This is a genomic window from Paenibacillus sp. P22, assembly GCF_000469945.2.
Classification (GTDB): domain Bacteria; phylum Bacillota; class Bacilli; order Paenibacillales; family Paenibacillaceae; genus Paenibacillus_O; species Paenibacillus_O humicus.
The window spans coordinates 1-8728 of record NZ_CBRA020000220.1 but is presented as its reverse complement, the minus strand read 5'-3'; the positions used below and the strand labels follow the sequence as shown (position 1 = coordinate 8728).

Here is an 8728-nt window from a genome sequence, read left to right as displayed (position 1 = left end):
CTGGAGACGGCGGAGCGCCTGCCTGCCGGCTCCGCCCGCAAGGAGGTCTCTCGAAATGGCCTGTCCTACACGTTCACCCTGCCTCTGATCTCTGATGAGGACTGGCACAATACGGTGSMYGMCGCGGCGCTAAGCGCGGTCGTTCCGACCATGACCGCCGACTCCACGACGAGATCGGAAGCGAACTCGGTGCTGGCCAGACCGTGGTTCTTGTTCTCGCCCCAGCCGTAGCTGTAGACGCTTCCTCCGACAGTGAAGGCGGCTCCAAGGATGCCTCCGCCTTTAAGGGAGTTTTTCCAGGCGCTTTTCTTCAAGATATTGTAGCTGCTCGACAAATCGCCTTTAATGGCTGTTTTAGGGTCCATATACTTTCCGACTTTGCCATTGTCATAGCGGTATCGGGTCCCCATCAGATTGTCTTTTTTGCGCCATTTGATGTATTGGCTGCCCAAGAACCCTTTGGGAGTTTTAGAGCCGTATACATGCACATAATCGCCCTTGATCTGAAAATGGTAGCCCTGCATGACGGAGTATGCGCCGATGACGACTTTGTCGAACAATCCCCAGGCGTTCTTGTACATCTTCACGGTTTCCTTCGCCGTCGCGTATCCCTTCGACCGCTCCTCGGCCTTTTTGTATTCGGCCGCGATCTCCCTGAGCGTATTCATCTTGTCTGTCAGCCGATCGCCGATAGAGCTGGCCATACGGCCGATCTCCGCCAGAGCCGATTCCGCGCTTCTGGCGCCAGACTGGACATAGGATTCGGGATACGCCGACTTCGTGCTGGCGATCATGCCGCCGACGGACCGGGACAAGCCTGCCGCTACCGGCTCGAACGGCTTCTCCAGGCTTTTCATGCCTGCGGCCAATTTGGATACGCTGTCGGGATTCACCTTCAGAATCACAAGCCTGCACTCCTTTCCACAAGCTGACATATCTATATGTGATCGAATTCGCCGTCATGGCTCCGTTCTGTCGTTTTCGGAGGAAAAGCGTGTTGGAGGGAGACGGGCTCCCTCAGCACGCCGATGAAGAGCATGATTACTTGCGAAGCTGGCTGGCGATATCGCGGTCGCTTTGTTCCTTGATATCCGCGACCTTCTGCAGGGAAGTGCTGATGTTGTTCACGCACTCGACGAGCTTGTCGAGGCTTGGCTTCAACTGGTTGAATTCGTCGACGAAGGCCTTGGCGGATTCGCCCTGCCACCAGCCTTCCACGGATTTGATCTCGCGGTCGAGCTGATCAACGACGCTTTTCGCGTTCTGGCCCTTGTTCTTGATGGAGCTTGCTACGCTTCTCGCCTGTTCGGGGCTGAATGTCTGGTTTGCCATTTGGATTCACCTCCTTTCAAAAGAAATGCCGTGCCTTCCTCAGATCAGCAGCCGGGGCTGTGCCGGTGGGCTTCTAGCGGCGTCCCGCCGACTTGCGCGCTTCTTCCTCGCGGCGCCGCTGCTCCTGCTCCTGAGCCCGTCGCCGCTCCTCCTCGAGCTTGCGGCGGCGCTCGTCGTCGGCGCGCTGGACATCTCCGGCCAGCCCTTTGAGGCTGCTCTCCAGGCCGTCCATCTTGGACAGCAGACGGTTGATATCCGCCTGGATTTCCTTGTAGGAATCCGCGAATGCCTTGCCCGCTTCCCCCTGCCACCACGAGGCTGCGGCGGATACCTCCGTTCTGTAGCGGGCTTCAGCCCGCCTGATTTCGTCCGCGGCCGCATTCACGGCAGCGGCGTTGCCGCGGATTTCCGACGGTGTCGGCATGTGCGGCGCCTCCTTTACCTCCCGGACAGGATCGCCGTCCTGAGTCCGGTGAATTTGTTTTTCACGACCAGATACCCGTCGCCCTGCTCGAATTCCTTCTCCTGGCTGCCGTAAGGAAGTCTTGCGTTGTAGAGGTTCTGATCCTTGAGGCTGCCGAGCAGAATGCCCGTCTGCTCCTCTCGGATCGCCTTGCCGAGGCTGTCCCAGTTGTTCGCGAGCTCCGAGGTCGTATCGGCGGCGAGCACGGCGACCTTCATGCCGCGCTCCTGCTTGACGATCCGCTCCAGCAGCTCCTTGAGCGCGTATTGATCGCCTGCCGTGAACTCCGAGAGGCGGTCGATGACGAAGACCAGCTGCTTCCATGAAGCCATGAGAGCGTCCGCATCTCCGCCGGAGCGGCGGACGGCTAGCAGCTGGGACCTGCGTGCGGCCAGCTCCTCCTTGAGCTCCTCCGTGAACGCATACATATCCTCGATCCTGGACAAATCTTCCGCCCCCGGCTTGGCGAGCAGCGGGTACAATCCCATCGAGCTGGAATCCTGCACATACACTTGCATGCCGTCATCTCCGAGGCGGCGGCGGAGCATCTCGACCCAGGACACGAGCAGCGTGCTCTTGCCCGCCATCGGATCTCCGGCGACCATGACGACCGGGGTCGCGGCCAGCTCTAGGCTCACCGGCTGCAGATCGCGGTCGGCGAGGCCGATCGCGATCCGGCCGCCTGCCGGGACATCGGCTCCGCCGTCATTGAGCTCGTCGATGAAGATCCGCTCCGGCATCATCGGAATCGGCTCCGCCCGGCTGATCAGGCCGTCCTCGGCAAGCCTGCTGAACTTGCCGATCAGGACATCGCCGCCAAGCCCGTCCCATTCCGGAAGCGCCGTCTGGAATTCCAGAGGCGGCGTTCCGCGCACGAGCGCCCGTCCCGGCACGCGGGCAGGCACGAGCCCTTCCGTCCGGCCGACGATGCCGTCATACTCGCTTTTGTCCGTCAGCTGCAGACTGACGGCCATCTTGAAGTTGACGGCGAACTTGTACCGGACGAGCGCCGAGTTGGTCGCGGTGACGACCATGTAGATGCCGTACTTGAAGCCTTCCCGGGCGAGCACGATCATTTTGTCGTCCACCGCCTCATAGGTTTCCGACAGCGCGAAGTAATTGTCGATGACGACGGCGACGGCGGGCAGCCTGCCGCCCTTGCCGCGGTAGTCGGCGAAGCCGTCGCTGCCGGATTGCTCGAAGAGCCGCTTGCGCTCTTCCATCAGGCGGAAGATGTAGAGCATGAACTGGCTGATCCGGCTCTCCTGCTCCAGCGTCATCACGCCGCCGCAATGGGGAAGCTTCTCCATCGCCTTGAAGGAAGAGCCGCCGAAGTCCATGACGTAAATCCGGGCTTCGTCCGGCGAATAGGACATGGCGATCGACAGGCAGAGCGTCCTCAGCAGCACCGTCTTGCCCGTTCCCGGCGCCCCGTACACGAACAGATTGCCTTCAGCGGCAAAATCGATGACAAGCGGCTCCTGCAGCTGGCCGCGCGGATCGTCGAGCATGCCGGCGGAGACGGCGAAGATCGGCTTGTCCGCCGGCCAGATGCCGCTCTCGCAGGAAGCCAGCGCCGCCTCCGGCAGCATTCCCTTCAGGTCGAGCTGCTCCGGCAGCGGCGGCATCCACGGACCTTCCAGCGGCAGGATGCCGCCGTCCCTTGCCGTCGACGCGATATGATCGACCATCGCCTTGAGCTGGCTCGGCAGCTCCCTCGCCGCGATCTTCTCTTCCTCCGCGGGATAGATCTGCTCCGCCCTGCCTCCCGGCCCCAGCTCGTAGATCCGCTTGACGCGGTTCTCGCTGCGCAGCATCTCGCCCTCGGGATCATAGTCGGCTCCGGAGTAGGCAGACTGGAAGAGCTCGAAGATCTCGTCGTTGCCGACCTGGATGTAAGCCCGGCCCGGCTCCTTGATCAGGGCCGCATCCGGACGCTTGATGACATCCTTGCTGTCGGCCTCGTCCTGGACCTTGAGGCAGATCTTGAACTTCGAGTTGCTCCAGATCTGGTCGTCCACGACGCCGGCCGGCTTCTGGGTGGCCAGAATCAAATGGACCCCGAGGCTTCGGCCGACGCGAGCCGCGCTGACGAGCTCCTTCATGAACTCAGGCTGGTCCTGCTTCAGCTCGGCGAACTCGTCGGCGATCATGACCAGATGCGGAATCGGAGGCATGTCTCCCCGGTCGTCGAGGCTGTAATAGAGCTTCTGGTAGCGGTCGATATTGTTGACTCCGTACCGGGAGAAGAGCCGCTGCCGCCGCTGCAGCTCGCTCTTGATCGAGAGCAGCGCCCGCGTCGTCTGATTGCCTCCAAGGTTCGTGATCGTGCCGACAAGATGCGGCATGCCCATGAATACATCCGCCATGCCGCCGCCCTTGTAGTCGATCAGGACGAAGACAATGTCATGGGGATGATAGTTCACCGCCAGCGAGATGATGATGCTCTGCAGCAGCTCGCTCTTGCCCGATCCCGTCGTGCCGGCGACGAGGCCGTGCGGACCGTGCCCCGTCTCATGCAGATCGAGGCTGAACAGCGAGCCGCCGCCTTTCACGCCGATCGGCACGCTGATGCCCTTGAACGTGCGGTTGCGGCTCCAGCGCTCCGCCAGCTCGACCTCGCCGACCGTAAGGACACGGAGCAGATCGAGCAGCGTGACGGAGGCGGGCAGGGAGAAGCTCGCGCCGTTCTCCCGCAGCCGCAGCGGTCCGAGCCGCCTGACTGTCTGCTGCAGGCTCTTGAAGTCGAGCTTGTCCGGGCGGAACAGAATCTTGCCGCCGCTCTCCCGGTCCGCCAGCTCGCCGGTCTTGCCCTGCAGCGTAATGACGGTCCGGCAGTTCATCGGCAGGTAAGCCTGGTTGCCGGCAAGGAACACCGAGGAGACGCCCAGGTGCCCGCAGCGGTTGAACACGTATTTGTTGATCGGCTCGTAATCGAGGAGGGATGCGTCCTCAACGACGAAGACATAATGCGGCAGCGTCGAACCGCCTACCGTGCGGAACTCCCGGTCCTTCAGGACGGCGTACAGGTCGCCGAGCGCCTGATGGGCGACCGCCTTGCCGCACAGCAGATATCTCGTCTCCATGGCGTCATCCCACAGATGCGGCAGAAACTTCAGCCAATCCCACTTGGCGGCGCCGTCGTCGGCGGCCAGCACGACGACGCGGACGTCGTCGTAGCCGTGATGGGTGATGAGCTGCAGCAGCATGAGCCTCGCCAGCTCCGCCGTCTTGCCATCCTCGCCTGCGATTCCGCAAATCTCCGAACCGGCCAGATCGACCGCCACCGGCACGTCCGGAACACGCTCGAATTCGAGCGCCAGCCGCTGCGGCTCCATCTGCAGCGGATCGCTCTCGAGCAGGATTGCCTGCGGGCTGTGCTTGATCGTCATCGAGAGCGGCACGTTGCCGAGGCCGAGGCGCAGAGCCAGAAAGTCCGGGTACGAGGACGTCCTCTCCCACAGCTTGCCGTCCAGGCTGGCGATCCGCTGGAGGCAGACGGCCGGCTCCGGATGGAGCTCGTTCATCGCCTTGGCCTGCTGCTCGCGGGCGATCGCCAGCTCGCTGCGCCGGTCCGCGATGAACTGCAGGTACTTGCTCTCGCGCTCCTTCTTGCGGTTCTTGTACCGGCGGATCTGCGATGCGGCCCCCGTCAGCGAGGTGACGAGCGCAATGGCGGTCGTCGCGATCGAGATCAGCAGGAACATCGACTGCGACGTCAGCGCCAGCATGAACGTGATGACGAGCATGACCGCCGGCGGCGCGAGAATCGTGAACCAGGCGATGTCGGGCTTCTCCTGGGAATACGGCGGATCGGGAATGGCGACCTCTCCACCCGGCATGTCAGGCATGAAACGAGGCTGGCGGCTGAAGGCATGCTGGCTGGTCTTCATCATGCCATCCCTCCATCCTGCAGCTCGACCCGAGAGGCTTGTCCCCCGAGCAGCGACATCCGGCTCCAGCCGGAGCCGTCCCGGAAGAACAGATCGCCTCCGATTATATGCAGGCTCTCGGCCCGTTCGCCGCAGATGCGGATGGTCCGGCCCTGGATGGGATCGATCCGATAGATCGTGCCGCCGTTGCGAAGATTGGCGACATACAGATAACGTCCGTCGGCGACGATGCTGCCCGCTTCGATATCCTCGAAAGCCTCCGCCACGGCTCCGCTTTCCTTATCGATCAGCGTCAGCGTACCGCGGTTGTCGGGATCGCCGAACGCAAGCCAGCCGCCGATCGGAACGATCGCCCCGCAGCGGCAAGCCGACAGCCGCTCCCGCTGCTTCCCGCCCGTCCGGATGACATGGATTCCTGCATCCGCACTGAAGTAGATCCGGTCCTCGTCCACAAGGAAGCCGCGCGCCTGCTCGTCCGTCAGCCGTGTTTCTCCGCTGCCGTCGGTATGGCAGCGGTACAGCCGCAGATCCTTCTCGCTTAAGTAATAAAGCCATTCCCCCCGCAGCGTCAGACCGCTGCAGGGAGTCTCGGACAGCAGCCGGCCGCGGCCGCTCGCGGGATCGTACGCGCATAACGCGCCGCCGCGCAGCTGGTCGCTGCCGTACACGGCATCCGCTCCGGCGTTCATGAACCAAAGCAGGCCGTCGATCCGGGAGACGCCGCCGGACGGATCGAGGCAGCGCGTCCCTGAGTAGCGGTCGACATCGCTGATCCAGACTCCGTTCCCCGCCTGCAGGACGAGTCCTCCATTCGCCAGATTTCCCTGCACCTCGTCACCTCCCTATATCAGCGTGAGCAGAGCTCCGTGTCCGACTCCTTCTTCCTCCAGCGTGCGGCGCCCGTCCAGAATGCGCCCCAGCGGCTCCGCCTGCAGCCTGCCTCCCTGCCCGGCATCCAGCTCCAGATTCAGCGCTTCGTCCAGCATGGCGAGCAGCTCGCCGGCCGTAACGAAGGCCGGGATCTTCAGATCCACGGCAGGGCGCCTATCCGCCTGGAAGGTCACCATGATGTAGTCCATGCAGAAGCTTCCTTTCCGTCAATTCTTCACCGACAGCAGCAGCTCGCGGTCCATCTTCATCCGGAAGGGAGAAGTCGTTCCTGCCCCGCTTGCCGCTCTCAGGTACTTCGTTTTGAACCGGTAATCCGATTCGGCCGATACCTCCACCTTCGTCACCGTCCGCTCCGTCGAGGGATCCTCGTTCTCCGCGATGTCCAGAGTGACGACGATATCGTTCCACTTGCCGTTGTTGGAGCGGAAGCGGAGCGTGTCTCCGGATCTGGAATCGAGCGAGGCGTTCATCGCCGCGCCGAATGCCTCCGAGAAGTAATCCTTGAACCGTTCGGGATCGACCTTGGCGTCCAGGCCGCGCATCGCTTCGTACTGCAGGCTGCGGTCCTTGGCGGACCGGGCTGCATTGCTGAGCGAGGTGCCCAGAGCAATCTTGTCCTTCATCACGAGGCTGATCTCCACCAACGGCTCGATCAGGATGGATGCGAGGATAACCAGCAGCAGTCCGATCGCGATCGTACGCATTCCCCTCAGTCCCGTCTAATCGAAATAGTAGGTCAAGTCCTTGTAATGCTTGAGGCCGACTGTCGTAAGCGAGAAGCTCACCGGCACCTCCTCCTCGATCTTCCTGCCCCAAACCGTGATGCTCAGCGGGTAGACGGCGCTCAGCGTCACCTTGACCGGCTTGCCTCTCTGCCTGTACGGCTTCTGAATCTCGGTCGCGTTCTCGTAGCTGGCCTCGTCGTCGGAGCCGACGGCGTCGTAGTCGTCCGCGTTGACGACTGTCAGCTTGATGTCGCTCGCCTTTTCCCTGTAGATCGGCCTGTTCTTGAGCCGGTCGAGAGCATCGTCGTAATAGCTGCGCTTGACATAGTTGTCGCCTGCCGCCACCTGGGACAGATTGAACGTCTCTACGATGAGCGTCGTATACCAGGGAAAGAAGAAGACGAGATTCGTGAACAGCATGATGGCCACCGACACCAGCATCGTCGCCAGCAGGGCTTTGGCTATGCCGCGCATGGACTCACCCGCCTTTATTTGATCAGATCATCGATCTTCTTGATGAACATGTCCCACACGTCCGTCACCCAGGTGTTCAGGTTCTGGTTGATGATGGCGACGACGGCGCCGATGATGACGATGACCGCCACTGTGATCGCAATGCCCTTGATGCCGAAGTCACCCGACTCCTCGCTCCAGAACGATTGTTTCTTGACCGGTTTCTTATCCATGACCGTTTCCCCCAGTGAAATGAATGTTGTAATAGATGAGCTTGAAAATTGTACAAAGACCGCTGCTCAGGTGGAGGCAGAAATTCGGGGACAACAGCGATCGGAACAATGCTCCTGAATTACTGGAACATCTTGATCGAATCCAGAACCGTGAACAGATAGTATATGGCGATGTACACGATCAGCACCGCGATCAGCACCAGCTGCAGGCGGGAATTGCTCCGCTCGCGCCGCTTGAGATCGTCTTCCAGCGCGACGACGCGGAACTCGTCGACCTCGTTCTTGAGGTACTCCATCTGCGAGATGTTGTCGTACCCTTTGAGCCGGGTCTCCATGATGTCGCAGAACTTGATGATGTAGTGCAGCGGCACCCGCTTCTTGAACTGCTTGAGCGCGTATTCCTCGCCGTACTCGATATTGTCGAGCATGACTCCAAGCTCCTCGGCCATATCCGGATTGGCGCTCGGCAGATAGTCCCGGATGACGTCCGCGAGATAAATGTTGACGGACTTGGCGTACTGGTAATACGCCATGCTGTAGAATCCCGGGAAATCGAGCGCGATGTTGCGGTTCTTGCGCTCGATCTTCTTTTCCAGCTCGGAGGCCGGGTACAGCCAGCCGAGGAAAATCAGCACGGCCGCCACGCACCCGATCAGCCGGTTGGCGCTCAGCGCCAGCAGCGTAATCAGCACCGCTCCACCCGAATACAGCAGCTGCTCCACCCGGATCTCCGCCGGC

The 8728-nt window shown here is 61.6% G+C and carries 10 protein-coding genes; all 10 read right to left on the bottom strand.

The features are described 5' to 3' along the window. Positions 1 to 65 precede the first annotated feature (65 nt). Positions 66 to 905, bottom strand: a complete 840-nt coding sequence (locus tag BN871_RS23585) for a hypothetical protein (RefSeq protein ID WP_048749332.1) — start codon at positions 903 to 905, stop codon at positions 66 to 68. A gap of 136 nt (positions 906 to 1041) precedes the next feature. Then, positions 1042 to 1332: a WXG100 family type VII secretion target gene (locus BN871_RS23580; RefSeq protein WP_048749331.1), complete on the bottom strand. Its 291-nt coding sequence runs from the start codon at positions 1330 to 1332 to the stop codon at positions 1042 to 1044. Positions 1333 to 1405: 73 nt separating this feature from the next. Beyond that, complete coding sequence (locus tag BN871_RS23575; RefSeq protein ID WP_021878936.1) at positions 1406 to 1756, bottom strand: WXG100 family type VII secretion target; 351 nt, start codon at positions 1754 to 1756, stop codon at positions 1406 to 1408. A gap of 14 nt (positions 1757 to 1770) precedes the next feature. Next, a complete protein-coding gene (gene essC, locus BN871_RS23570; protein ID WP_083436620.1) occupies positions 1771 to 5691 on the bottom strand; it encodes a type VII secretion protein EssC in 3921 nt (1306 codons plus the stop codon). Beyond that, complete coding sequence (locus tag BN871_RS23565; protein WP_021878934.1) at positions 5688 to 6518, bottom strand: DUF5050 domain-containing protein; 831 nt, start codon at positions 6516 to 6518, stop codon at positions 5688 to 5690. The genes essC and BN871_RS23565 overlap by 4 nt, the downstream gene beginning before the upstream one ends. A gap of 12 nt (positions 6519 to 6530) precedes the next feature. Then, positions 6531 to 6767 carry an EsaB/YukD family protein gene (locus tag BN871_RS23560; RefSeq protein WP_048749324.1) on the bottom strand — a complete coding sequence of 79 codons (237 nt, stop codon included), beginning with the start codon at positions 6765 to 6767 and terminating at the stop codon, positions 6531 to 6533. A gap of 18 nt (positions 6768 to 6785) precedes the next feature. Then, positions 6786 to 7283, bottom strand: a complete 498-nt coding sequence (locus tag BN871_RS23555) for a hypothetical protein (protein ID WP_048749321.1) — start codon at positions 7281 to 7283, stop codon at positions 6786 to 6788. 15 nt (positions 7284 to 7298) lie between these two features. Beyond that, complete coding sequence (locus tag BN871_RS23550; RefSeq protein ID WP_048749320.1) at positions 7299 to 7778, bottom strand: hypothetical protein; 480 nt, start codon at positions 7776 to 7778, stop codon at positions 7299 to 7301. Between the two features lie 14 nt (positions 7779 to 7792). After that, positions 7793 to 7990, bottom strand: a complete 198-nt coding sequence (locus BN871_RS23545) for a hypothetical protein (protein WP_048749319.1) — start codon at positions 7988 to 7990, stop codon at positions 7793 to 7795. Positions 7991 to 8109: 119 nt separating this feature from the next. Beyond that, positions 8110 to 8728, bottom strand: a 619-nt coding sequence (locus BN871_RS28655; protein WP_048749317.1) for a hypothetical protein, incomplete at its 5' end; no start/stop codon positions are given.

What these genes read in the sequence shown, in the direction of transcription:
- BN871_RS23580 (WP_048749331.1), bottom strand. Translation starts at nt 1,332, where the DNA reads ATGGCAAACCAGACATTCAGCCCCGAACAGGCGAGAAGCGTAGCAAGC.
- BN871_RS23575 (WP_021878936.1), bottom strand. Translation starts at nt 1,756, where the DNA reads ATGCCGACACCGTCGGAAATCCGCGGCAACGCCGCTGCCGTGAATGCG.
- essC (WP_083436620.1), bottom strand. Translation starts at nt 5,691, where the DNA reads ATGATGAAGACCAGCCAGCATGCCTTCAGCCGCCAGCCTCGTTTCATG.
- BN871_RS23560 (WP_048749324.1), bottom strand. Translation starts at nt 6,767, where the DNA reads ATGGACTACATCATGGTGACCTTCCAGGCGGATAGGCGCCCTGCCGTG.
- BN871_RS23555 (WP_048749321.1), bottom strand. Translation starts at nt 7,283, where the DNA reads ATGCGTACGATCGCGATCGGACTGCTGCTGGTTATCCTCGCATCCATC.
- BN871_RS23550 (WP_048749320.1), bottom strand. Translation starts at nt 7,778, where the DNA reads ATGCGCGGCATAGCCAAAGCCCTGCTGGCGACGATGCTGGTGTCGGTG.
- BN871_RS23545 (WP_048749319.1), bottom strand. Translation starts at nt 7,990, where the DNA reads ATGGATAAGAAACCGGTCAAGAAACAATCGTTCTGGAGCGAGGAGTCG.